Origin of the sequence: Streptomyces globisporus (assembly GCF_003501885.1) — a bacterium.
Lineage (GTDB): Bacteria > Actinomycetota > Actinomycetes > Streptomycetales > Streptomycetaceae > Streptomyces > Streptomyces globisporus_D.
In genome coordinates, this window is sequence record NZ_QWFA01000071.1 from 1 (window position 1) to 23,140 (window position 23,140).

24 protein-coding genes are annotated in these 23,140 nt (G+C 71.9%); 10 read left to right on the forward strand and 14 right to left on the reverse strand.

Annotated elements, in window-relative coordinates; genetic code table 11:
* Window positions 1-89: 89 nt before the first annotated feature.
* From thiS to D3105_RS15265, 4 genes are all read left to right on the forward strand, one after another.
* Window positions 90-335 carry a sulfur carrier protein ThiS gene (thiS, locus tag D3105_RS15250; RefSeq protein ID WP_118903758.1) on the forward strand — a complete coding sequence of 82 codons (246 nt, stop codon included), beginning with the start codon at window positions 90-92 and terminating at the stop codon, window positions 333-335.
* Window positions 336-337: 2 nt separating this feature from the next.
* Window positions 338-1,132, forward strand: coding sequence for a thiazole synthase (locus tag D3105_RS15255; RefSeq protein ID WP_118903759.1), 795 nt, complete (start codon window positions 338-340; stop codon window positions 1,130-1,132).
* 214 nt (window positions 1,133-1,346) lie between these two features.
* The gene (gene pknB / locus D3105_RS15260) at window positions 1,347-3,281 is read left to right on the forward strand and encodes a Stk1 family PASTA domain-containing Ser/Thr kinase (RefSeq protein WP_118903760.1); all 1,935 of its coding nucleotides are present in this window, start codon (window positions 1,347-1,349) and stop codon (window positions 3,279-3,281) included.
* 6 nt (window positions 3,282-3,287) lie between these two features.
* On the forward strand, window positions 3,288-4,154 hold the full coding sequence (locus tag D3105_RS15265) for a deoxyribonuclease IV (RefSeq protein WP_118903761.1): 867 nt from the start codon (window positions 3,288-3,290) through the stop codon (window positions 4,152-4,154).
* Window positions 4,155-4,158: 4 nt separating this feature from the next.
* Here the strand turns inward: D3105_RS15265 and D3105_RS15270 are convergent, their stop codons facing one another.
* The gene (locus tag D3105_RS15270) at window positions 4,159-4,791 is read right to left on the reverse strand and encodes a sulfite oxidase-like oxidoreductase (protein ID WP_030718893.1); all 633 of its coding nucleotides are present in this window, start codon (window positions 4,789-4,791) and stop codon (window positions 4,159-4,161) included.
* A gap of 159 nt (window positions 4,792-4,950) precedes the next feature.
* Here D3105_RS15270 and bfr point away from each other — a divergent pair, with 159 nt between their 5' ends.
* The gene (bfr, locus tag D3105_RS15275) at window positions 4,951-5,430 is read left to right on the forward strand and encodes a bacterioferritin (RefSeq protein WP_007451289.1); all 480 of its coding nucleotides are present in this window, start codon (window positions 4,951-4,953) and stop codon (window positions 5,428-5,430) included.
* A 15-nt stretch (window positions 5,431-5,445) separates the two neighbouring features.
* Here the strand turns inward: bfr and D3105_RS15280 are convergent, their stop codons facing one another.
* On the reverse strand, window positions 5,446-5,688 hold the full coding sequence (locus D3105_RS15280; RefSeq protein ID WP_118903762.1) for a (2Fe-2S)-binding protein: 243 nt from the start codon (window positions 5,686-5,688) through the stop codon (window positions 5,446-5,448).
* A gap of 163 nt (window positions 5,689-5,851) precedes the next feature.
* Window positions 5,852-7,198, reverse strand: a complete 1,347-nt coding sequence (locus D3105_RS15285; protein ID WP_030805921.1) for a class II 3-deoxy-7-phosphoheptulonate synthase — start codon at window positions 7,196-7,198, stop codon at window positions 5,852-5,854.
* 102 nt (window positions 7,199-7,300) lie between these two features.
* Between D3105_RS15285 and D3105_RS36045 the strand changes: the two genes are divergently transcribed.
* Window positions 7,301-7,369: a trp operon leader peptide gene (locus D3105_RS36045; RefSeq protein WP_106429850.1), complete on the forward strand. Its 69-nt coding sequence runs from the start codon at window positions 7,301-7,303 to the stop codon at window positions 7,367-7,369.
* A gap of 137 nt (window positions 7,370-7,506) precedes the next feature.
* Window positions 7,507-9,405: an anthranilate synthase family protein gene (locus D3105_RS15295; RefSeq protein WP_276311828.1), complete on the forward strand. Its 1,899-nt coding sequence runs from the start codon at window positions 7,507-7,509 to the stop codon at window positions 9,403-9,405.
* Window positions 9,406-9,407: 2 nt separating this feature from the next.
* Here D3105_RS15295 and D3105_RS15300 read toward each other — a convergent pair whose 3' ends face one another.
* The 4 genes from D3105_RS15300 to D3105_RS15315 form a co-directional block, all read right to left on the reverse strand.
* The gene (locus tag D3105_RS15300; RefSeq protein ID WP_118903763.1) at window positions 9,408-10,406 is read right to left on the reverse strand and encodes a 2-hydroxyacid dehydrogenase; all 999 of its coding nucleotides are present in this window, start codon (window positions 10,404-10,406) and stop codon (window positions 9,408-9,410) included.
* Window positions 10,407-10,490: 84 nt separating this feature from the next.
* The gene (locus D3105_RS15305) at window positions 10,491-11,192 is read right to left on the reverse strand and encodes a response regulator (RefSeq protein WP_118903764.1); all 702 of its coding nucleotides are present in this window, start codon (window positions 11,190-11,192) and stop codon (window positions 10,491-10,493) included.
* Window positions 11,189-12,442 carry a MacS family sensor histidine kinase gene (macS, locus tag D3105_RS15310; protein WP_118903765.1) on the reverse strand — a complete coding sequence of 418 codons (1,254 nt, stop codon included), beginning with the start codon at window positions 12,440-12,442 and terminating at the stop codon, window positions 11,189-11,191. Before macS ends, D3105_RS15305 begins: the two co-directional genes overlap by 4 nt.
* Window positions 12,443-12,473: 31 nt before the next feature.
* Window positions 12,474-13,244, reverse strand: a complete 771-nt coding sequence (locus D3105_RS15315) for a lysophospholipid acyltransferase family protein (RefSeq protein ID WP_118903766.1) — start codon at window positions 13,242-13,244, stop codon at window positions 12,474-12,476.
* A 220-nt stretch (window positions 13,245-13,464) separates the two neighbouring features.
* On the opposite strand from D3105_RS15315, the gene D3105_RS15320 reads away from it, so the two are divergent.
* Together D3105_RS15320 and D3105_RS15325 are read left to right on the forward strand one after the other, a co-directional pair.
* A complete protein-coding gene (locus D3105_RS15320) occupies window positions 13,465-14,244 on the forward strand; it encodes an alpha/beta hydrolase (protein WP_118903792.1) in 780 nt (259 codons plus the stop codon).
* Window positions 14,237-14,932, forward strand: coding sequence for a hypothetical protein (locus D3105_RS15325; protein ID WP_118903767.1), 696 nt, complete (start codon window positions 14,237-14,239; stop codon window positions 14,930-14,932). Before D3105_RS15320 ends, D3105_RS15325 begins: the two co-directional genes overlap by 8 nt.
* 1 nt (window position 14,933) lies before the next feature.
* Here D3105_RS15325 and D3105_RS15330 read toward each other — a convergent pair whose 3' ends face one another.
* From D3105_RS15330 to D3105_RS15355, 6 genes are all read right to left on the reverse strand, one after another.
* Entirely contained in the window at window positions 14,934-15,704 is a 771-nt protein-coding gene (locus D3105_RS15330) for an endonuclease/exonuclease/phosphatase family protein (RefSeq protein ID WP_425315740.1), read from the reverse strand.
* The gene (locus D3105_RS15335; RefSeq protein ID WP_030086593.1) at window positions 15,617-16,558 is read right to left on the reverse strand and encodes an ROK family glucokinase; all 942 of its coding nucleotides are present in this window, start codon (window positions 16,556-16,558) and stop codon (window positions 15,617-15,619) included. Before D3105_RS15335 ends, D3105_RS15330 begins: the two co-directional genes overlap by 88 nt.
* Window positions 16,559-16,633: 75 nt before the next feature.
* Window positions 16,634-17,101 (reverse strand): DUF5304 domain-containing protein, encoded by a 468-nt coding sequence (locus tag D3105_RS15340; RefSeq protein WP_097875235.1) that lies wholly within the window; start codon window positions 17,099-17,101, stop codon window positions 16,634-16,636.
* Between the two features lie 82 nt (window positions 17,102-17,183).
* Window positions 17,184-18,371: an ArsA family ATPase gene (locus D3105_RS15345; protein WP_118903768.1), complete on the reverse strand. Its 1,188-nt coding sequence runs from the start codon at window positions 18,369-18,371 to the stop codon at window positions 17,184-17,186.
* 5 nt (window positions 18,372-18,376) lie between these two features.
* Entirely contained in the window at window positions 18,377-18,826 is a 450-nt protein-coding gene (locus D3105_RS15350) for an SRPBCC family protein (protein WP_118903769.1), read from the reverse strand.
* Window positions 18,827-18,935: 109 nt separating this feature from the next.
* Window positions 18,936-19,742 (reverse strand): metallophosphoesterase family protein, encoded by an 807-nt coding sequence (locus tag D3105_RS15355; RefSeq protein WP_118903770.1) that lies wholly within the window; start codon window positions 19,740-19,742, stop codon window positions 18,936-18,938.
* 278 nt (window positions 19,743-20,020) lie between these two features.
* On the opposite strand from D3105_RS15355, the gene D3105_RS15360 reads away from it, so the two are divergent.
* A complete protein-coding gene (locus tag D3105_RS15360) occupies window positions 20,021-21,817 on the forward strand; it encodes an AMP-dependent synthetase/ligase (protein WP_118903771.1) in 1,797 nt (598 codons plus the stop codon).
* Window positions 21,818-21,916: 99 nt separating this feature from the next.
* Here the strand turns inward: D3105_RS15360 and D3105_RS15365 are convergent, their stop codons facing one another.
* A complete protein-coding gene (locus D3105_RS15365) occupies window positions 21,917-23,059 on the reverse strand; it encodes a glycosyltransferase family 4 protein (protein WP_118903794.1) in 1,143 nt (380 codons plus the stop codon).
* Window positions 23,060-23,140 lie beyond the last annotated feature (81 nt).

The following is a 23,140-nucleotide window of genomic DNA, read 5'->3' on the forward strand; positions in this document are numbered from 1 at the left end:
CCACCGGCGAGCTGCCCGAGGAGGCTCCTGGCCTTCGCCCCCGGCCGCTTCGAACCCGCCGCCGCCCCCGTACTCCAGGAGCAGCCCGTATGACCCAGCAGCCCGCCGCACCGGAATCCACCGCGACCGCCACCGTTTCCGTCTCGGTGAACGGGGAAGCTCGTGCCGTTCCCGCCGGGACGGATCTGGGTGCCCTGGTCGGCGCCCTGACCCCGGCCCGCTCCGGGGTCGCCGCGGCCGTCAACGAGAGCGTCGTCCCGCGCGGCCAGTGGGCCGCCACGACGCTCGGCGAGGGCGACCGCGTCGAGGTCCTGACGGCCGTACAGGGAGGCTGACCATGTCGGACGACGTCTTCACGCTGGGACCTGCCACGTTCGGGTCCCGGCTGATCATGGGCACCGGCGGGGCCCCGAGCCTGGAGGTGCTGGAGCGTTCGCTGATCGCCTCGGGCACCGAGCTGACCACGGTCGCGATGCGCCGCCTCGACCCCACCGTGCAGGGTTCGGTGCTCTCCGTGCTGGAGCGGCTCTCCATCCAGGTCCTGCCGAACACCTCGGGCTGCTTCACCGCGGGCGAGGCGGTACTGACCGCTCGGCTGGCCCGGGAGGCGCTCGGCACGGACTGGGTGAAGCTGGAGGTGGTGGCCGACGAGCGGACCCTGCTGCCCGACCCGATCGAGCTGCTGGACGCGGCGGAGATGCTCGTCGACGACGGGTTCACGGTGCTGCCGTACACCAACGACGACCCGGTGCTCGCCCGGAAGCTGGAGGACGTGGGGTGCGCGGCGATCATGCCGCTGGGCTCCCCCATCGGCTCCGGGCTCGGTATCCGCAACCCGCACAACTTCGAGCTGATCGTGGACCGGGCGGGGGTGCCGGTGATCCTCGACGCGGGGGCCGGGACCGCATCGGACGCGGCGCAGGCGATGGAGCTGGGGTGTGCGGCTGTGATGCTCGCCTCGGCGGTGACCCGGGCCCAGGAGCCGGAGCTGATGGCGGGTGCGATGCGCCACGCGGTGGAGGGCGGGCGGCTCGCGTACCGCGCGGGCCGGATTCCGCGCCGGCACTTCGCCGAGGCGTCCTCGCCGGTGGATGGGCGGGCTGCGCTGGATCCGGAGCGGCCGGCGTTCTGAGCGCCGGTACGTGATCGGGGCGCTGCCCCCCCCCCCGCTCCTCAATCGCCGGAGGGGGCTTGAACTACCGGAGGGGCTTGGATTGCCCCCCGGGTGGGCCGGCCGGCCCAGGGCGTGACCAAGGGACGTGTCCCTGTCACGGATCGGCTGCAGAACGGCCCCGGGCGTGCCCCGGCCCGTCCGGGGTGTCCGTGGCGGCTCGTAGACTCTCGGGGTGGACACGACCCTCCAGGACCCTCTCGTCGGGCAGCTGCTCGACGGCCGGTATCGCATTGAGGCGCGCATCGCCGTCGGCGGGATGGCCACGGTCTACCGGGCCGTGGACACCCGCCTGGACCGGGTGCTCGCCCTCAAGGTGATGCACCCGGCGCTCGCCACCGACGTCTCGTTCGTCGAGCGCTTCATCCGGGAGGCCAAGTCGGTGGCCCGCCTGGCGCACCCCAATGTCGTCGCGGTCTTCGACCAGGGCGCTCAGGGCGCGTACGTCTATCTCGCGATGGAGTATGTGGCGGGCTGCACGCTGCGCGACGTGCTGCGCGAGCGCGGGGCCCTCCAGCCCCGGGCCGCGCTGGACATCCTGGAACCGGTCCTCGCCGCGCTCGGCGCCGCGCACCGGGCCGGGTTCGTGCACCGCGACATGAAGCCGGAGAACGTCCTGATAGGGGACGACGGACGGGTGAAGGTCGCCGACTTCGGCCTGGTCAGGGCGGTCGGCACGGCCACCGACACCACCGGCTCGCTGCTGGGCACGGTCTCGTACCTGGCCCCCGAGCAGATCGAGCACGGCACCGCGGACACCCGCAGCGATGTGTACGCCTGCGGGGTCGTGCTGTACGAGATGCTCACCGGCGCCAAGCCGCACACCGGCGAGAACGCCGCCCAGGTCATCTACCAGCACCTCAACGCCGACGTCCCGGCCCCGTCCGCCGTCGTGCCGGGGCTCCCGGTCGCGCTGGACTCGCTGGTGGCGAGCGCGACCGCCCGCAATCCCGAGGTGCGCCCGCACGACGCGGTGCTGCTGCTGGCCGAGACCCGTGAGGCCCGCGCCGGGCTGACCGACGCCGAGCTGGACGCCGTACCGCCGCAGGCGCTGTCGGACGCCCACGACGGCGCGGACGACCGTACGAGCGTGATCCCCCGGGCCCTTCCGGAAGACGGCGACGGGGACGGCGTGCACCGCACCAGCCGCCTGGCGATGCCGCCTGCGGGGCCCGCCGCTCCGGCCGGGCGCCGGGCCGGCCGGAGCGGTCCGTTCGGCGGGCCGCACCGCAGGCTCATCATCGCGCTCGCCGCCGTCCTGCTGACCCTGGGGATCGGCACGGGCGTCTGGTACATCAACTCCGGCCAGTTCACCCAGGTCCCCTCGGTGCTCGGGCAGACCCAGCAGACCGCCGAGAAGCGGATCGCGGACGCCGGGCTCGGGCTGAAGGGCGTGGACCGGGTCTTCAGCGACACGGTCGAGCGGGGCGAGGTCGTGAGCAGCGAGCCCGCCTCCGGCGACCGGATCCGGGGCAACGGCTCGGTGCGGCTCGTCGTCTCGCGAGGCCCGGAGATCGTGCGGGTCCCCGATGTGGTCGACGCCTCCCTCGCCGACGCCCGGCGCTCCCTGAAGAAGGTGGGCCTGGTCCCGGGGATGGTGACCAGGGAGTTCAGCGAGGACGTGGACCGGGGCAAGGTGATCCGCACGGATCCCCGCGCCGGTACGGACCGCAATCCGGACACGGCCGTGGCGCTCGTCGTCAGCAAGGGCGCCCCGATCGACGTCCCGGACGTCACCGGGCTCTCCGCCGGGGAAGCCACCGCCGAGCTGGAGGCCGAGGGGCTGAAGGCCGAGGTGCTGCCCGGCCGGGTCCACTCCCCCGAGGACGAGGGAGCCGTCGCCGAGCAGTCCCCCAAGGAGGGCGCCGAGGCGGCCGAGGGCGACACGATCCAGCTGACCGTCTCCAAGGGCCCCCGAATGCTGGACGTCCCCGACGTCACCGGCCGGGACGTCGACGAGGCGCGGAGCACCCTGGAGGAGGCGGGCTTCGAGGTGAAGGTCGACCGGCCGTTCCTCTCCTTCAGCGACACGATCGCAAGCCAGTCCGTGGACGGCGGCGAACAAGCCCCCGAAGGCTCCACAATCACCATCAAGACCAGGGGGCTCTAGAACCTGATGGACGTTCTGCGGAACCCGGTGGGCGGGCATGTCCCGGTGGCGGGCGGCCTCGCCAAGGTCGGCCTGGAGTACGCGCGCGAGCTGGCGGCGGAGACCGTGCAGGTCTTCGTGGCGAACCCGCGCGGCTGGGCGACGCCCGCCGGGAACCCGGCGCAGGACGAGCTGTTCCGCGCCGAGTGCGCGGCGGCCTCGATCCCGGCGTACGTGCACGCCCCGTATCTGATCAACTTCGGCTCGCACACCGAGGCGACGGTGGAGAAGTCCGTGGAGTCCCTGCGCCACTCGCTGCGGCGGGCGCGGGAGATCGGTGCGCTGGGCGTGGTCGTGCACACCGGTTCGGCGACCGGCGGGCGGCCGCGCGCCGAGGCGCTGGCCCAGGTGCGGGAGCACATGAGGCCGTTGCTGGACGAGCTGACCCATGACGACGATCCGGATCTGCTGCTGGAGTCGACGGCCGGCCAGGGCTTCTCGCTCTGTTCCCGGACCTGGGACTTCGGCCCGTACTTCGAGGCGCTGGACTCCCACCCGAAGCTGGGCATCTGCCTGGACACCTGCCACATCTACGCCGCCGGGCACGACCTGACCGGTCCGACGGGGATGCGGCAGACGCTGGACCTGCTGGTGGAGACGGTCGGCGAGGGGCGGCTGAAGCTGATCCACGCCAACGACTCCAAGGACGTCGTGGGCGCCCACAAGGACCGGCACGAGAACATCGGCGCAGGGCACATCGGGGCGGAGCCGTTCGCCGAGCTGTTCGCCCATCCGGCGACCGAGGGCGTACCGCTGATCATCGAGACGCCCGGCGGCAAGGAGGGGCACGCGGCGGACGTGGCCCGGCTGAAGGAACTGCGCGGCACCCGCTAGAGCGCTACAGCTCCGGGCCGTCGCCCGGCTCTTCCTGGTAGGAGTAGCGCTGCTCGGACCAGGGGTCGCCGATGTTGTGGTAGCCCCGCTCCTCCCAGAATCCGCGCCGGTCCGCCGTCATGTACTCGATGCCCCGGACCCATTTCGGGCCCTTCCAGGCGTACAGGTGCGGGACGACGAGGCGGAGCGGGAAGCCGTGCTCGGCGGTGAGGAGTTCGCCGTCCTTGTGGGTGGCGAAGAGGGTGCGCTCGGAGGCGAAGTCGGCCAGGCGCAGATTCGAGGAGAAGCCGTACTCCGCCCAGACCATCACATGGGTGGCGTCGGGGGCGGGCGGCGCCAGTTCGAGGATCGCCCTCGCCGGGACCCCGCCCCATTCGGCGCCGATCATGCTGAACTTCGTCACGCAGTGCAGATCGGCGACGACCGAGGAGAACGGCAGCGCCGAGAAGTCCTGGTGGTTCCAGCAGTGCTTGTCGCCGTCGGCGGTGGCCCCGAAGACCCGGAACTCCCAGCGGTCGGGCTTGAACTTGGGAACGGGCCCGTAATGGGTGACCGGCCATCCGCGCTGCAGTCGCTGTCCTGGTGGAAGCTCCGACTGCTCTGCTCCGCGATTCTCCCGGTTTTCCGGCTGACCCATGTCTCCATGGTGACAGACAGGCAGGGGTGGTCATGACCAGGGAGGACCCCCCACCGGGGCAACTCGTACTAAGCGTGCACTTACTGGACGGCCGCTGAGCACGGTGCGAGGATCTGGCCAACTTGCCAGATCGATCACCGGTTGGAAGGAGCCTTTGCCATGCAGGGCGACCCCGAGGTCCTTGAGTTTCTCAATGAGCAGCTGACCGCCGAATTGACTGCGATCAACCAGTACTTCCTGCACGCCAAGATGCAGGACAACTTCGGGTGGACCAAGCTCGCCAAGTACACCCGGGCCGAGTCCTTCGACGAGATGAAGCACGCCGAGATCCTCACCGACCGGATCCTGTTCCTGGACGGACTGCCGAACTACCAGCGGCTGTTCCATGTCCGGGTGGGTCAGACGGTGACCGAGATGTTCCAGGCGGACCGCCAGGTCGAGGTGGAGGCGATCGACCGCCTCAAGCGCGGTATCGAAGTGATGCGCGGCAAGGGGGACATCACCTCCGCGAACATCTTCGAGTCGATCCTGGAGGACGAGGAGCACCACATCGACTATCTCGACACCCAGCTGGAGCTGGTGGAGAAGCTCGGTGAGCCGCTCTACATCGCGCAGCTGATCGAGCAGCCGGAGAGCTGACCGCCGGGCGGCCGCTCAGGCGGCGTCGGAGAGGACCGGTCGGGCCACGGAGGCGGCCACGGGCTCCTGTCGCTGGTCGAGCAGCTCGCGGCGCGGGCAGTCGCCGCGTCCCAGCAGAGCCTGGATACGGCGCACACAGCCGCCGCAGTCCGTGCCGGCCTTGCAGGCCGACGCGATCTGCCGGGGTGTGCAGGCACCGGCGTCCGCATGCTTTTTGACCTGGGCCTCGGTGACGCCGAAGCAGGAGCAGACGTACATGCGGTTCACCTCCCTGCGGGTCGGTCGCTGGTGCCGCCCCGGTCTTCGTCGGTGAGGCTAACCTAACCTTACCCGTCCCCCGGGCGGCGCAAAAGTCCTGGGTACGACTGTGGGGCACGGATCACATGGATCCGTGCCCCACAGGTGCGTCCGGCGAAGACTTCTACTGGTCGCGGTACATCTCGGCGACGAGGAAGGCCAGGTCGAGCGACTGGCTGCGGTTGAGCCGGGGGTCGCAGGCCGTCTCGTAGCGCTGGTGCAGATCGTCCACGAAGATCTCGTGGCCGCCGCCCACGCACTCGGTGACGTCGTCGCCGGTCAGCTCCACGTGGATGCCGCCCGGGTGGGTGCCGAGGCCCTTGTGGACCTCGAAGAAGCCCTTGACCTCGTCCAGGACATCGTCGAAGCGGCGCGTCTTGTGGCCGGAGGCGGCCTCGAAGGTGTTGCCGTGCATCGGGTCGGTCACCCAGGCGACGGTCGCGCCGGAGGCGGTGACCTTCTCGACCAGCTCGGGGAGCTTGTCGCGGACCTTGTCGGCGCCCATGCGGACGATGAAGGTCAGCCGGCCCGGCTCGCGCTCGGGGTCGAGGCGGTCGACGTAGCCGAGCGCCTCGTCGACGGTGGTCGTCGGGCCGAGCTTGATGCCGATCGGGTTGCGGACCTTCGAGGCGAACTCGATGTGCGCGCCGTCCATCTGGCGGGTGCGCTCACCGATCCAGACCATGTGGCCGGAGGTGTCGTACAGCTGGCCGGTGCGCGAGTCGGTGCGGGTCAGCGCCGTCTCGTAGTCCAGCAGCAGCGCTTCGTGCGAGGCGTAGAACTCGACCGCCTTGAACTCGGCCGGGTCGGTGCCGCACGCCTTCATGAAGTTGAGCGCGTTGTCGATCTCGCGGGCCAGGGCCTCGTAGCGCTGGCCTGCGGGGGACGACTTCACGAAGTCCTGGTTCCAGGCGTGGACCTGGCGCAGGTCGGCGTAACCACCGGTGGTGAAGGCGCGCACCAGGTTCAGCGTGGAGGAGGACGCGTGGTACATCTGCTTCAGCCGCTGCGGGTCCGGGACCCGGGCCTCCTCGGTGAAGGCGAAGCCGTTCACCGAGTCGCCGCGGTAGGTCGGCAGGGTCACGCCGTCGCGGGTCTCGGTCGACTTGGAGCGCGGCTTGGAGTACTGGCCCGCGATCCGGCCGACCTTGACGACCGGCACGGAGGCGGCGTAGGTCAGGACGGCGCTCATCTGGAGCAGCGTCTTCAGCTTGGCCCGGATGTGCTCGGCGGACACGGCGTCGAAGGCCTCGGCACAGTCGCCGCCCTGCAGCAGGAACGCCTCGCCCTTGGCGACGGCTCCCAGACGGGCGCGCAGCTGGTCGCACTCGCCCGCGAAGACGAGCGGCGGATACGACGCGAGGTCCGCGAGTACATCGCGCAGCGCCTCGGAGTCGGGGTACTCGGGCTGCTGCGCCGCGGGAAGGTCTCGCCAGGTGTTGCCACCGGCGACGGAGGTATTGGCGTTCACGGTCACGTGCACAACATTACGGGGTCCCGGTGGGCGTCCATTCGAACGCTCAATAGGTGAGACACCCGCTCAGGTGCCCGGATCGTCCGCTAAGGTCGGGGCATGTCGACGCAACAGATCCAGATCTCGATCCAGAACTGGTGGTGGACCGCTCATCCGGCGGCCCGCTGATTCATCGCGCTGACACTTCGCGAAAGGCCGCCCGAGGGGCGGCCTTTTCTGTGTTCAGGAGCCGTTCCTCTCCCTGTGAACTTCGTGCGGATCCCCCCGTGGACTCCGTACGGACCGTCCGGAAGGAACCGCTCACCGTGTCCCAGACCCCGTCCCGATCCGCCTCAGTCCTCATGCGCCGACTGCTCGCCGAGGACGCCCCGCCGTTCGCGCTGTTGCGCCGCCGTGCGCCCGGCCGTGACCACGATCACGTCGAACTGCTGATCGGCGGGGTGCGGGAGGCGGACCGGCTGGCCGATCTGCCGGTGGGCGCGTCGCCCGCGCTGGCCCTGGTGCCGTTCCGGCAGATCGCCGAGCGCGGGTTCGACGTCCGCGACGACGGCACCCCGCTGAGCGTGCTGGTCGCCGACGAGTCGTACGAGCTGGAGCTCGCGGAGGTGCTGGCGGCGCTGCCCGCGCATGACGTGAGGGTCGAGGACCGCGGCTTCGATGTGCCGGACGGGGAGTACGCGGACATCGTGCGGCGGGTGATCCGGGACGAGATCGGGCAGGGCGAGGGCGCGAACTTCGTGATCCGGCGGACGTTCCGGGGCGAGATCCCCGGGTTCGGTCGGGCGGACGCGCTGGCGCTGTTCCGGCGGCTGCTGGCGGGCGAGCGGGGCGCGTACTGGACGTTCGTGGTGCACACCGGGGACAGGGTGCTGGTGGGGGCCAGCCCGGAGGTGCATGTGCGGATGTCGGGCGGGACGGTCGTGATGAACCCGATCAGCGGGACGTACCGCTACCCGGCGGAGGGGCCCACCGCGGAGAGCCTGCTGGCGTTCCTCGGGGACCGCAAGGAGAGCGAGGAGCTGTCCATGGTGGTCGACGAGGAGCTGAAGATGATGTGCACGGTGGGCGACATGGGCGGGGTGGTGGTCGGCCCCAGGCTCAAGGAGATGGCCCACCTCGCGCACACCGAGTACGAGCTGCGCGGGAAGTCCTCGCTGGATGTGCGGGACGTGCTGCGCGAGACGATGTTCGCCGCGACCGTGACCGGCTCCCCGGTGCAGAACGCGTGCCGGGTGATCGAGCGGTACGAGTCCGGGGGCCGCGGCTACTACGCGGGGGCGCTGGCCCTGCTGGGCCGGGACGCGAACGGGGCGCAGACGCTGGACTCGCCGATCCTGATCCGTACCGCCGACATCGCCCCCGACGGTTCGCTGAAGGTGCCGGTCGGGGCCACGCTCGTACGTCACTCGGATCCGGACAGCGAGGTCGCCGAGACGCACGCCAAGGCGGCCGGGGTGCTGGCCGCCCTCGGGGTGCGGCCGGGCCGCCCGGCGGCGGAGGCGGAGCGGCCGCGCCTGGCCTCCGACCCCCGGGTGCAGGCGGCGCTCGACGACCGGCGCGGGGGGCTCGCCCCGTTCTGGCTGCGGATGCAGGAGCGCGTCCGGGACCTGTCCGGGCACGCCCTGGTGGTGGACGGGGAGGACACGTTCACCGCGATGCTGGCCCATCTGCTGCGGGCGTCCGGGCTGGACGTCTCGGTGCGCCGGTACGACGAGCCGGGGCTGCGCGAGGTGGTCCGTGCGCACGGGGGGCCCGTGGTGCTGGGCCCCGGCCCGGGGAACCCGGGCGACCTCACCGACCCCAAGATGCGGTTGCTGCGGGAGATCGCCGCCGAGCTGGTGCGGGACCACCGGCACGGGCTGCTGGGGGTCTGCCTCGGGCACGAGCTGATCGCGGCGGAGCTGGGTCTGGAGATCGTCCGCAAGGCGGTGCCGTACCAGGGGGCGCAGACCAGGATCGAGCTGTTCGGGCGGCCGGAGACGGTGGGCTTCTACAACAGCTTCACCGCCCGGTGCGACGGCCCGGCCGCCGCCGAGCTGGCCGCGCACGGGATCGAGGTGAGCCGGGACGAGGAGAGCGGGGAGCTGCACGCGCTGCGCGGTCCGGGCTTCGCCTCGGTGCAGTTCCACCCGGAGTCGGTGCTGACCGTGCGGGGCTCGGCGATCGTGACGGAGCTCCTGGCGGGGCTGCCCGTGGCGGGCTGAGCCTAGGGATTCCTGGGTACGAGGACGTTCTCGCCGGTGCGGCGGGCCAGGTAGTCGGTGACGTTCTGAACGGTCGCGTCGATGATCTGGCCCACCGCGTCCTCGGTGTAATACGCCTGGTGGGAGGTGACGATGACGTTGGGGAAGGTCACCAGCCGGGCGAGGGTGTCGTCGTCGATGCCCTCCAGGGACTTGTCGAGGAAGAACAGCCCGGCCTCCGCCTCGTACACGTCGAGTCCGACGCCGAGGAAGCGGCCCGCGCGGAGTTCGGTGACCAGGGCGGCGGTGTCGATGAGGCCGCCGCGGCTGGAGTTGACGAGGATCGCATCGTCCCTCATCGCCTTGAGGGCGGCCTCGTCGATGAGGTGCTGGGTGCTGGGCAGCAGCGGCACGTGCAGGCTGATCAGGTCGGCCTCGGCGAACAGCCGCTCCTTCGCCACGTACTCCATGCCCAGCTCGGCGCAGGCCGGGTTCTCGACGACGTCCCAGCCGAGCAGTTTCATGCCGAAGCCGTGGGCGATCCGGGTGAACGCCTCGCCGATCTTGCCGGTGCCGAGCACGCCGACGGTGCGGCCGCGCATGTCCCGGCCGAGCAGCCCGTCGAGGCGGAAGTCGAAGTCCCGGGTGCGGCTCGCGGCCCGGATGATGCGCCGGTTGACCGCCATGGCCAGCGTCCAGGCGAACTCGGCGACCGAGTACGGCGAGTAGTACGAGACCCGGGCGACACGCAGGGCGAGCCGCTCGGCGACCTCCAGGTCGATGTTGTTGAAGCCGGTGGAGCGCTGGGCGATCATCTGCGTGCCGCCCGCGGCGAGCGTCTGGAGCACCGGGGCGCTCAGGTCGGCGTTGACACTCGTGGAGATGATCTCGTGGCCGGCCGCGATGGGGGCGGTGTCCCGGTTGAGGAAGACGTCCAGGCAGCGGACCTCGTGCACCCCCTCGAAGGCCTTCTCGATCAGGGGCTTCTCGTCGGACTGCACACCGAAGGCCAGGATTTCCACGGATTCTCCCGAGCTGTGTCCGGGGACGGGACAGGGCAGGGCCGGTCAGCCCGAATATACGGCCACGGCCCCGCCCCCGCCGGATCAGACGTCGTCGAGGCCGCGCTCGATGGCGTACCGCACGAGCTCCACCCGGTTGTGCAGCTGGAGCTTGCCGAGGGTGTTCTGCACATGGTTCTGGACCGTGCGGTGGGAGATCACCAGCCGTTCGGCGATCTGCTTGTACGAGAGGCCCTTGGCGACCAGCCGCAGGACCTCGGTCTCCCGGTCGGTGAGCTGCGGTGCCTTGGGCTCGTCGGACGCCACCGGTGCGGGGTCGGAGGCGAGCCGGCGGTACTCGCCGAGGACCAGGCCCGCGAGGCCCGGGGTGAAGACCGGGTCGCCGGCCGCGGTGGAGCGGACGGCGTCGGTCAGCTCCTGGGTGGAGGCGGACTTCAGCAGATAGCCGGTGGCCCCGGACTTCACCGCCTCCAGGACGTCGGCGTGCTCGCCGCTCGCGGAGAGGACCAGGACGCGGAGGCCGGGGTGGGAGCCGACGAGCTCCTTGCAGACCTGGACGCCGGGCATGCCGGGGAGGTTCAGGTCGAGGACGAGGACGTCCGGGCTCACCGCCTTGGCCCGGCGCACCGCCTGCGCGCCGTCCCCGGCGGTCGCGACGACGTCGAAGCCGGACTCGGTGAGGTCGCGGGCGACCGCGTCGCGCCACATGGGGTGGTCGTCGACGACCATGACCCTGATGGGCCGGTCCGCCGCCCCCTGCTCGTTCTGTGGTGTGTTCGTGCTCATCGGGCCGTTCCTGCCTTCCCCCGGGAAACCTTCGGTGCTTTGGGTACCTTCAACTCGACCTCGCAGCCCTGGCCGGGCACCGAGATCAGCTCTGCCGTGCCGCCCAGGTCGCGCAGCCGGCCGCGGATGGAGAGCGCCACCCCGAGCCGCCCCTCGCCCTCCGCCTGGGCGAGCCGCCCCTCGGGGATGCCGGGGCCGTCGTCCCGGACGGTGACGATCACCTCGTCCGGCTCGTCCTCGACCAGGATCCACGCCTGGGCGTCCGGGCCGGCGTGCACCCGGACGTTGTCCAGGGCGGCGCTGACGGCGGCGGCCAGCTCCCGGGCGGAGGCGGCGGGGAGCAGGACCGGGGCGCCCGGCTCGGCGAAGCTCGTGCGGGATCCGGCGTGCGGGGCGAGCAGGGCGCGCAGGTCGCAGGGGGTCTGGTCGGCGGGCCCCTCCTCCTCGTCGATCTCGACCGTGCGGACCACGGCTCCCTCGGCCGCGTCCTCGGAGACCCGGGTGGGAGGTACCAGGCCGCTGGAGACCAGGGTGCGCAGGGCGACCTCCTGTTCGCCGGCCATCCGGCCCAGGTCGGCCGCCTCGCCGCCGATGGCGGTGCCGCGGCGCTGGACCATGGCGAGGACCTGGAGCACGCTGTCGTGGATGTCGCGGGCGAGCCGTTCGCGTTCGCGGGTGGCGGCCTCGATCTCCAGGGCGCGGGCGAGGGTGCGCTCACTGGCGCGGGCGACCTCGACGACGTACCCGATGGCGATGGAGGCGACCCAGACCAGCAGGACGTTGTGGTAGGTGTCCCGGCTGGGCTCGCCGCGCTGGATGATATTGGCGGCGGCGACGAACGTGGAGGCGAAGGCCGCCCACCGCCAGCCGCCCTTGATGGCGAAGGCGAGGACCGCGCCGGCCGTCCAGATCGACGGCAGCGTCGGCCCGTCGAAGGACTGGGAGTCGACGTCGGCGAGCGGGGTGAGCAGGATGCCGGTCAGCGCGACGACGAGGTCGGCGCCGAGGAAGCGTTTGGTGCAGTTCGCCGCCGAGCGGACCTTGGGCAGGGTGGCGAGCGTCCAGACGCAGAGGAACACCAGATAGGCGACGGCGACCCAGGGCCGCTCGAACCTCTCCCGGCCGAGGTTGTCCTTGCCGAAGATCGCGAGCAGTACCGCGTAGATCATCGTCAGGACGCGGTAGCCCGTCAGCGCACGCCACAGCGGCAGCTCGACCGACATCCGTACGACCCGCTCACGCTTGGCCATGGCCACACCCCCCGGACGGTCAACGACGCGGTTAGGCGCCGGACCGTTCTGTTCCGTTTCCGTTGCCCGCGGCGGCCTGCTTCCGCTGCCGCTTGGCCTCCTCGGCCTTGGCCTTCGCCTCGTCGGCGAGCTGACGCTTGGCAGCGGTGGCGTAGATGTCCACGTACTCCTGGCCGGAGAGCTTCATGATCTCGTACATGACCTCGTCGGTCACCGAGCGCAGGATGAAGCGGTCGCCGTCCATGCCCTGGTAGCGGCTGAAGTCCAGCGGCTTGCCGATCCGGATGCCGGGGCGCATGAGCTTGGGCATCACCTGGCCGGGCGGCTGGATCTTCTCGGTGTCGATCATGGCGACCGGGATGACGGGGGCGCCGGTGGCCAGGGCCACCCGGGCGAGGCCGCCGGGCTTGCCGCGGTAGAGGCGGCCGTCGGGCGAGCGGGTGCCTTCGGGGTAGATGCCGAAGAGGCCGCCGCTCTCGACGACCTGTATGCCCGCTTTGATCGCCGCCTCACCGGCGCCGCGGGCTCCGGAGCGGTCGACGGGGAGCTGGCCGACGCCCTTGAAGAAGGCGGCGGTGAGCTTGCCCTTCACACCGGGCGAGGTGAAGTACTCGGCCTTGGCGATGAACGTGACCTTGCGGTCCAGCACGGCCGGGAGGAAGAACGAGTCGGAGAACGAGAGGTGGTTGCTGGCGAGGATCGCGGGCCCGCGCTCGGGGATGTTCTCCAGGCCCTCCACCCAGGGCCGGAAGGCGAGCTTCAGGGACCCGCCGATGGAGAACTTCATGGCGCCGTAGATCAACTCTGGTTCCTCCTGTGTGCTGTCGCTAGAGATTAGCCTGTGCCGCCGTCGCGGCCGCTGCCCGGCAGGGGGACCCGCCTCCCCGGCCGGGCCGTGCGGAGCGCTGCGTGGGGGCGTGAAGGCCCTGGTCGGTGTCGGTCCGGTCGCGTACGGTGAAGTCATCCGTCAAGCACTCCCCCAGGTGCGCCCTCCCGCCCCGTCCCACGAACAGGAGACCCTGGTGCCGGTCCTCCCTGGAGCCGAGCCGTTCCGCCACGAGGGCGGAGAGGTCGGCGTCCTCCTCTGCCACGGCTTCACCGGATCCCCGCAGTCGCTGCGTCCCTGGGCGGACTATCTCGCCGAGCGCGGACTGACGGTCTCGCTGCCGCTGCTGCCGGGCCACGGCACCCGCTGGGAGGACATGGCGGCCACCGGCTGGCAGGACTGGTACGCGGAGGTGGACCGGGAGCTGCGGGCCCTCGCGGAGAGGTGCGAGCAGGTCTTCGTCTTCGGGCTCTCCATGGGCGGCGCGCTGTCCCTGCGGCTCGCGGCCAAGCACGGGGACACGATCAGCGGTCTGGTGCTGGTCAACCCGGCCAACAAGGTGCACGGCCTCTCGGCGTACGCGCTGCCGGTCGCCCGTCATCTGGTGCGGACGACGAAGGGCGTGGCCGACGACATCGCGCTGCCGGGGTCGCACGAGGTGGGCTACAGCAAGGTGCCGCTGCACGCCGCGCACTCACTGCGGAAGTTCTTCCGTCTGGTCGACGGGGAGCTGCCGCAGGTGACCCAGCCGGTGGTGCTGCTGCACAGCCCGCAGGACCATGTCGTGCCGCCCGCCGACAGCGCGCGGATCCTCAGCCGGATCTCCTCCACGGATGTTTCCGAGATACTGCTGGAACAGAGCTACCACGTGGCGACGTTGGACCATGATGCGGAGCGGATCTTCGATGAGAGCTACCGGTTCATCGGCCGTCTCGCACCGAACGTCGGGATGAAGGGGAGCACGTCCGGTGGCTGAGCACGACGCGGAACGCACAGGCAGCGACGAGGAGCGCGAACCGCGCCCCACGGAGCCCGCGGCCGTCCCGGAGGGGACGAAGCCGGCGGGGTCCGAGGGAGCGGAGCAGGAGCGGGCGATCGACGAGGACGCGGCATGGGCCGCGATCGTCGCGGGGTACGGGGAGGAGCCGCCGGACCCGCCGGGCGCCAAGCCGTTCAAGTCCATCGAGGACCTGGCCCTGCTGGAGGACGACCAGCGCAATGTGACGGGGTCCGGCGACGGCTCCGCCGGGGACCCGGCGGACAAGGGGCCCGACAAGGCGCCCCCGAAGCCGCCGGAGAAGAAGGCGCTGGGCAGCTCGGTGGTCTTCGCGCCCGGCGTCGCGGGCCCCCGTGACTACGAACTGCCCGAGTCCAAGGACGACGGCATCGACGAGCCGGACGACGGGGACGAGGGCCATTTCGTGCCGCCGGAGCCGCCGCCGCTGCCGGAGGCGGACGTCACGGCGAAGTTCGCCTGGCTCGCGGTGATCGGCGGGCCGGTGCTGATGCTGATCGCGGTGCTGTTCCAGTGGGAGATGACGTGGTGGCTCACCACGCTCTGCATCGGCGGCTTCCTCGGCGGCTTCGCCACCCTGGTGGCCCGGATGCCGCACGACGACGATGACGACACCTACGGCGACCCGGGGCGCGGCGCGGTCGTGTAGCTCACTTCGCGGCAGGCACTCTGAGGGCGGCCAGGACCGGCAGATGGTCCGTGGCCGCCCTCAGATCGTCCTCGCCCACCCCCGGCAGCCCGCTCGGCACCCCGCAGCCGAGCACCTCGATGCCCGGGGTCGCGAAGACGGCGTCGATGCGCTTACGGGGCTCGTCGGGCGGGAACGTCAGCTCGCCGCCCCACGGGGCGACGGCCCGGCAGTCCTGGAGCGGCCCGGCCAGATGCCGGAACGCCTTCCCCGTCGGTACGTCGTTGAGGTCGCCGCCCGCCACCGCGTGCTCCACGCCCATCGAGGCCAGCCGCTCCAGCAGCAGGTCCGCCTGGGCGAGGCGTTCGTCGCGCTGGAGGCTCAGATGGCAGCTCAGCACCCCGAGCCGGGCCCCGGCGATCCGCACGACGGCGGTGGCGAAGCCCCGGCGGTGCAGGCCGGGGGTGAGGGGCAGCAGGACGTCCTCGGTGCGCTCGACCCTCGCCCGCAGCGAGCACAGCAGCAGGGGTCCGGCGGCGGTGGCCCCGCCGCTCAGCACCACCAGGTCGCTGCTCTTCGCGAGCCGGGCGGCGGCCTTGCGCCAGCGGAAGAAGCGCGGGGCCTCCTGGACGAGGACCAGATCGGGTGCCGCAGCCCCGGAGGAAGGGCGGCGGCGGGCGTCCGATGCGTCGTGCCGTACGGGACTCAGCCCTGGCGGGCCAGGTCGGCCGCGCCCACGAGCCCTGCCTTGCCGCCGAGTTGGGCGGCGAGCACCTGGGCGTGCGGGCGCCATTCGCCGCCGATCAGCCAGCGCCGGAACGACTTGCGGATCGGGTCGAGGACGAGCTCGCCCTCGTCCGAGACGCCGCCGCCGACGATGAACGCGGACGGGTCGAACAGCGAGGCGAGGTCGGCCAGTCCGGCGCCGGCCCAGCGGGCCAGCTCGCGGAAGGAGTCGATGGCCACCGGGTCGCCCTGGCGGGCGGCCTCGCTGATGTGCTTGCCCTCGATGCCGTCCACCGAGCCGTCGCCGAGGCCGAGCAGGACGGCGGCGTTCTCGGGGGTGGCGTTGGCGCGCTGCTTGGCGTACCGCACGAGGGCGCGGCCGGAGGCGTACTGCTCCCAGCAGCCCTGGCTGCCGCAGCCGCAGAGCAGACCGTCCGGGACGACCCGGATGTGGCCGAACTCGGCGGCCACGCCGAAGCGTCCGCGGCGCAGCTTGTTGCCGATGATGATGCCGCCGCCGAGGCCGGTGCCGAGCGTGATGCAGATGACGTCGTCGTGGCCCTGGCCGGCCCCGAAGCGGTATTCGCCCCAGGCTGCGGCGTTGGCATCGTTCTCGACGACGACGGGCAGGCCGACGCGCTGCTCGACCTTGTCCTTGAGCGGCTCGTGACGCCAGTTGATGTTCGGTGCGAAGAGGACGGTGGCGCGCTTGTCGTCGACGTAACCGGCGGCGCCGATGCCGACGGCCTCCACGTCGTGGCCCTCGCTCGCCCCGGCGACCGCCGCGCAGATCGCGTCGACGATGCCTTCGGCCGTCGGCGGGGTCGCCACCTTGAACGTCGAGAGGATCCGGCCCTCTTCGTCGACCACTCCAGCCGCGATCTTCGTGCCGCCGATATCGACGCCGATGGTGAGTCCCATGAATCCCTCAGTTTCGGTCGAGCCCCGCTAGGGGCAACCGTACCCGAGGCCGCGCCCGGTACCGGCCGGAGCCGGTCAGTCCAGGTCGATGCGTTCGGTGCCGGAAGGGCCCTCGTCCCGGGGGTCGGACGGGTCGTCGGCAGCCTTCTTCGAGGGGCCCGCGGTACCCGAGGCGCCCTCGGTGGTGCGGGTCCAGCGGCTCTCCTGGCCCTCCACCGCGGAGCGGTAGGCGGCGAGCAGTTCGTTGCCCGCGGCGGCGAGGTGGTCGAAGACCTGGGGGTTGCGTTCGATGACGGGTTCCACGGCGGACTTCGCCTGCCGGATGGCCTGCTGGACCGCGGGGGCGGCGACGCCGAACAGCGGGGTCTGGAGCGAGGAGACCTTGTCGGCGACGGCGTCGACCAGCTTGCGCAGCTCCTCGGCGGCGGATCCGGGCGGCGGGCCGTACTGCGCGCGGCGGCGGGCCTTCTCGGCCGCGAGGTCCTCGGCGCAGGCGTCGGCCCACGCGTCGCCGTCGACGGGACGATCGGTGGCTTCACTCATGGCGGACTCCTGCGACGCGGCAGGCCGACGGTCGGCCTGCGGTTCACGTACTACCGACGTTACCCGAATGGCCGCACGGCGTTCAGGAGGTGCGCGGCCACAGGGCCGGGTCCGGGGCGAACCGGACCCGGAGCACCCCGTCGGCCAGGGCGGCGCCGGAGACGGTGCAGCGGCGCAGCGCGGAGGCGATCCGCACGATCCGGTGGAAGGGGCCGACGGTCAGGAGCAGTTCGTCGCCCCGTCGGACCAGGCGCAGGTCCTCCTTGGCGGCCCCGGGCAGCGGCAGGCACCAGGCGATGGTCGTGGTCCCGTCCTCGGTGTCCTGCTCCTCCTCGGTCCACCAGGGGTCGTCGGCCCGGCCGGGCGTCCGGTCGTCGGGGGCGGGGATCTCCAGCGCGGCCAGGTCACCCGTGCCCTCGGGGTCGCGGCCCAGGTGGGCGGCCTCGTGCACGGGCAGGTCCGGGGCCACGTCCTGGTGCCAGTGGTCCAGGCACTTCTCCTGCTGGGCGGCGAGCGCGGCGAACCAGGGGTCCGAGGAGTGCCGGGGCAGCACCCGGGAGGCGACCAGCAGATCGGCCCGCAGTCCGTACAGGGCGAGGCCGGTCCGGGCGGTGCGCAGGGCGTCCTCGGCGGCCGGTCCTGGCTCGGCGACCAGCCGGAGCGTGGTGGCCCCGTCCTCGATGAGGGCCTGGACGGCGGCCAGCTCCTCGTCCTTGCGGGCGGCGGCCTCGTACAGCCACTGGGCGGGCATCGGGACCCCGGCGAGCTGGGCGAGGACGGGGCGCAGGGCGCGGGCGGCCTGGCGTTCGGCGGGGAGCAGCCGGCGCAGATAGCGGCGCAGCTGTTCGGGGAGGGCGAGCAGGGCCAGGGCCTCGGTCAGCGGCGGGAGGTCGACGACGAGGGTGTCGTAGCCGGACAGGTCGCCCTCGGCGGCGCGGCGCAGCGTGTGCAGCAGGGCGAGCTGCGGGGAGCCGGGGATCTCGGTGAGCTCCTCGCCGTCGAGCCGGCCCGCGCCGAGCAGGTCCAGGACGCCGGAGGCACGGTTCTGCAGCTCGGTGAGTTCGGCGCGGAAGTGCTCGCCGGAGTCGATGCGGACGTGGTCGAGGCGGTCGGTGACCGGGGTGGGTCCGGTGGCGGCCGGGAAGCCGGGTATGGCCTCGGCGGAGAGCAGCAGGGTGCGGCCGCCGCGGCTCGCGGCGGCCAGCGCGGTGGCCGCCGCGACGGTGGTACGGCCCGCGCCGCCGGGGCCGGTGACCAGGACCGTACGCATGTCGCTCAGGCCTTGGGGGCGGACTCGACGCGCTTCTTCAGACCTGCGAGGGCGCGGTCGATGATGACCTTCTCGGCCTTGCGCTTGATCATGCCGAGCAGCGGGATCTTGACGTCGACGGCGAGCCGGTAGGTGACCTCGGTGCGCTCGCCGCCGGCGACGGGGGTGAGGGCGTAGGTGCCGTCCAGGGAGCGCAGCATCTGGGACTTGACGAGGCTCCAGCTGACCTCGTTCCGGCCGGTCCAGGTGTAGGCGAGGACGTGGTCGTCCTTGATCGCTCCGGCGTCGAGGACGAGGCGGACCTGCTCGGCGCGGCCCTGGTCGTCGGTGGAGAGGACCTCGGCCTCCTTGACCTCGCCGGTCCACTCCGGGTAGCGGGCGAAGTCGGCGATCACGCCCATGACGTCGGCCGGTGCCGCCTCGATCGTGATGCTCGAGCTGGTGTGTTCAGCCATCGCCGTGGCCCTCCAGTGCGGTGATACCGGTCGCTGTCGGCAGGAGCCTGCCGCTGTGCAGGCTATCGCGTGCCCGGGGCGCTCCGGTCCACGCCCCGGCCGCCCGCGCTCACCAGGTCAGCGCCCAGGGCGTTCCGGTCGAGGCGAAGTGGCCGACGTTGACGCACTCGGTGGTACCGATGCGCATCCGGCGGACCAACGGCTGGTGAACATGGCCGAAAAGCGCGTACCGGGGACGGGTGGCGCGGATCGCCTCCAGCAGGGCGGTGCTGCCGCGTTCGAAGCGGCGGGCGACGGTGTCGTAGGTGAGCTCGGGGACCTCGGGCGGGATGTGCGAGCAGAGGACATCGACCGGGCCGAGCGCCTCGACCTTGGCGGCGTACTCCTCGTCGCTGATCTCGTACGGGGTGTTCATCGGGGTCTTGAGGCCGCCGCCGACGAAGCCGAAGACCCGGCCGCCGATCTCTACGCGTTCGCCGTCGAGCACGGTGGTGCCGGGGCGGGCGTACTCGGGCCAGAGGCCGGGGACGTCGACGTTGCCGTAGGTGGCGTACGTCGGAGTGGGGAAGGCCGCGAAGAGTTCGGCGTACTGCTTGCGTACGGCGGCGAGGATCTCGGTGTTGCGGTCACGGCCGGCCCACAGCTCGCGGCCGAAGGCGCGGGCCTCGTCGTAGCGGCGGGCGGTGCGCAGGGCGACGATGCGGCTCGCGTTCTCCCTGCCGAACAGGTCGGGGAAGATGCCGCGCGAGTGGTCCGCGTAGTCGAGGAAGAGGACCAGGTCACCGAGGCAGATCAGCGCGTCGGCGCCGTCCCCCGCGCGGGCCAGGGCCTCGGTGTTGCCGTGCACGTCGCTGACCACGTGGATCCGGGTCGGCCCGGCGCCCGGGTCCCGGCTGTCCGGTTCGCTGCCTCGCATGCGATCACCCTAGAGCGCGGCTTCCGTCCCTGGTAGACCGTCCGGACCTGCGGTTACTTCCACGTCGGGACGGCAGTGGACTACTGTGCGCGAAAGGGCCATTTATATGTGTGATGCATAAGACATCTGGCCGGAACCCCCTATCCGGAACCGAGTACCGGTGGGTAACGTCCGGGCAGTCCAGTCGTGCTCACCCCACTGAGCACCCGCCAATCTTGGACCGCAGCCGGTGCGTCACACAGAGCCGTGGCACCGGAGCCCGATGAGGAGCAGCAGTCTTGCGCGAGTTCAGCCTTCCGGCCCTGTACGAGGTCCCGACGGACGGCAACCTGACGGATCTCATCCGCCGCAATGCCGCTCAGCATCCCGAAGTCGCGGTGATGAGCCGCAAGGTGGCCGGCGTCTGGACGGACGTCAGCGCCACCCAGTTCCTGGCCGAGGTGAGAGCCGCCGCCAAAGGGCTGATCGCCTCGGGTGTGCAGCCCGGCGACCGGGTCGCCCTGATGTCGCGCACCCGTTTCGAGTGGGTGCTGCTGGACTTCGCGATCTGGAGCGCGGGCGCGGTGACCGTGCCGGTGTACGAGACCAGCTCCGCCGAGCAGGTGCAGTGGATCCTCGGTGACTCCGGGGCGGTGGCGGTGCTCGTGGAGAGCGACGCGCACGCCGCGGCCGTGGCCTCCGTACGGGACTCCCTGCCGGAGCTGGAGCATGTCTGGCAGATCGACGCGGGCGCCGTGGAGGCGCTCGGCAAGGCGGGTGCCGGGGTCTCGGACGAGACCATGGACCTGCGGATGGTCAGCGCCAAGGCGGACGACCCGGCGACGATCGTCTACACCTCGGGCACCACGGGCCGCCCGAAGGGCTGTGTGCTCACCCACCGCAGCTTCTTCGCGGAGTGCGGCAACGTGGTGGAGCGGCTGAAGCCGCTGTTCCGTACGGGCGAGTGCTCGGTGCTGCTGTTCCTGCCCGCCGCGCACGTCTTCGGCCGGCTGGTCGAGGTGGCCTCGGTGATGGCCCCGATCAAGCTCGGCTGCGTCCCGGACATCAAGAACCTCACCGACGAGCTGGCCTCGTTCCGGCCGACGCTGATCCTGGGCGTGCCCCGGGTCTTCGAGAAGGTCTACAACGCGGCCCGCGCCAGGGCGCAGGCGGACGGCAAGGGCAAGATCTTCGACCGGGCCGCCGACACGGCGATCGCCTACAGCCGGGCGCTGTCCACCCCGCAGGGCCCGACGCTGGGTCTGAAGCTCAAGCACAAGCTCTTCGACAAGCTGGTCTTCGGCAAGCTCCGCGCGGTCCTCGGAGGCCGGGGCGAGTACGCGATCTCCGGCGGCGCGCCGCTGGGCGAGCGGCTGGGCCACTTCTACCGGGGCATCGGCTTCACGGTCCTGGAGGGGTACGGCCTGACCGAGTCGTGCGCGGCCACCGCGTTCAACCCGTGGGACCGGCCGAAGATCGGCACGGTCGGCCAGCCGCTGCCCGGATCGGTCGTGCGGATCGCGGACGACGGCGAGGTGCTGCTGCACGGCGAGCACCTGTTCACCGGTTACTGGAACAACGAGGCGGCCTCCGCCGAGGCGCTGGCCGACGGGTGGTTCCACACCGGGGACATCGGCACGCTGGACGAGGACGGCTACCTCGCGATCACCGGCCGCAAGAAGGAGATCATCGTGACGGCGGGCGGCAAGAACGTCGCTCCGGCCGTCATCGAGGACCGGATCCGCGCCCACGCCCTGGTCGCCGAGTGCATGGTGGTCGGCGACGGCCGCCCGTTCGTCGGCGCGCTGGTCACCCTGGACGAGGAGTTCCTGAGCCGCTGGGCCGAGGAGAACGGCAAGCCGGCCGGCTCGACGGCCCTGTCGCTGCGCGAGGACGCGGAGCTGCTGGCCGAGGTGCAGCGGGCGGTGGACGACGGGAACTCGGCGGTCTCGAAGGCGGAGTCGGTACGTAAGTTCCGTATTCTGCCCACCCAGTTCACCGAGGAGGCGGGCCACATCACCCCGTCGCTGAAGCTGAAGCGGAACGTGGTGGCGAAGGACTTCGCGGACGAGGTGGAGTCGATCTACCGCGCCTGAGGGGTACGCCGGAGGGCCCGCGCTTTTCGCACAGCGCGGGCCCTTCGGCGTAAGTGTGAGCCGGGCGGCGGGCTCCGCATCCGGCCCGCCGCCGTACGGTCACAACAGCGTCTTGAGCTTCTCCGCGAGCAGGTCCCAGCGCCACTTCTCCTCGACCCAGGCCCGGCCGCGCTCCCCCATCCGCTGCCGCAGCTCCGGATCGCCGAGCAGCGTGACGATCCGGTCCGCCGACTCCTCGGCACTGCCGCCGCGCACCACCCACCCGGTCTCGCCGTCGAGCACCGCGTCCGGGGCGCCCCCGGAGTCGCCGGCCACCACAGGCAGCCCGGTCGCGGACGCCTCCAGGTAGACGATCCCGAGCCCCTCCACGTCGAGCCCGCCGCGCCGGGTCCGGCAGGGCATCGCGAAGACGTCCCCGGCCCCGTAGTGCGCGGGCAGTTCCGCCCAGGGCACCGGGCCGGTGAAGCGCACCGAGTCCTGCACCCCGGTCTGCTCCGCGAGCCGCTCCAGGTCCTTGGCGTACGGCCCGCCGCCCACGATCAGCAGCACCGCGTCCGGGATCCGCGCCAGGATCGCGGGCATGGCCAGGATCAGGGTGTCCTGGCCCTTGCGCGGCACCAGGCGCGAGACGCAGACGACCACCGGACGGCCGGAGAGCCCGAGGCGGGCCCGGACCCGGTCGCCGCCGGAGCCCGGGTGGAAGGTCTTCTCGTCGACGCCGGGCGGCAGTTGGACCATGCGGCCGGCCGCGTCGGGGGTGAGCGCGGCGGCGATCCGGGAGCGGGTGTACTCACCGAGATAGGTGATCGTGTCCGTGCCCTCCCCGATCCGGCGCAGCAGTTGCCGGGAGGCGGGCAGTTGGGCCCAGCCCGCCTCGTGGCCGTGGGTGGTGGCCACCAGGCGGCGGGCGCCCGCGCGGCGCAGCGCCGGGGCCATCAGGCCGAGTGGGGCGGCGGCGCCGAACCAGACGGAGGTGCAGCCGTGTTCGCGCAGCAGCTCGGTGGCCCGGCGGGTGGCACGCGGGGTCGGCAGCAGCATCGTCGTCCGGTCGCGGACCACGGGATACGGCTGCTCGGCGTCGAAGGCGGCGGTGGCCGCCGTGCCCTCCTCGCCGCGCTTCCAGGTGGAGGCGTAGACGACGACCCTCTCGGGATCGAGGCGCAGCGCCATGTTGTGCAGGAACGCCTGGATGCCACCGGGGCGGGGCGGGAAGTCGTTGGTCACGATCAAGGTCTTGTCCATCGCCGCCGACAGTACCGAACGGCCGCGCTTCACCGCTGACCCGCTCTCCCGACGGCATCATGAACCGCCGGGGGGGCGGCC